Below are 548 nucleotides of genomic sequence, written 5' to 3' on the forward strand. Positions count from 1 at the left end.
CTTTGTAGTCGGCCAGCGATCCGGTGCCACCATCATCTTCTAGCTCAAAATCCACCACTTTGACCGGCTTGGGCTCACTATGCAGGATCAGCCGCTTCAGGCTGCCCTCACGCAATGGGCCAAGCGTTGCCGCATCTGTTGCCAAAGCGGCGTTTGCACCCAGCGCTAGGGCCATATAAAGGGGGATCAGACGTAACAGGCGCATATCAACTCCGGGTTTTCTTTCATGACCGATCAATCTTCGAACCAGATGTGGGGCGGCCGCTTTGCCGCTGGTCCAGACGCGATCATGGAGGCGATAAATGCCTCGATCGGGTTCGATCAGCGGATGGCAGCCCAGGACATCGCAGGCTCGCGCGCCCATGCCGCCATGTTGGCTGCCACAGGCGTTATTACTGATAGTGATGCGCACGCCATTCGGGAAGGCCTGCTCACCGTTTTGTCAGAAATTCAGAACGGAGAATTTCAGTTCTCGACTGCGCTGGAAGACATCCACATGAATGTCGAGGCGCGACTGAAAGAGGTGATCGGAGAACCCGCAGGCCGTC

At 57.1% G+C, this 548-nt stretch carries 1 protein-coding gene and 1 pseudogene; one reads left to right on the forward strand and one right to left on the reverse strand.

Annotated elements, in window-relative coordinates; translation table 11 throughout:
* Window positions 1-205, reverse strand: a pseudogene (locus tag ACR0CG_RS24160) (TlpA family protein disulfide reductase); the annotation flags it as partial.
* A gap of 21 nt (window positions 206-226) precedes the next feature.
* On the opposite strand from ACR0CG_RS24160, the gene ACR0CG_RS24165 reads away from it, so the two are divergent.
* The coding region (locus ACR0CG_RS24165) for a lyase family protein (protein ID WP_480528068.1) at window positions 227-548 on the forward strand (322 nt) is incomplete at its 3' end.

It is taken from the genome of Ruegeria sp. AB8, assembly GCF_056542605.1.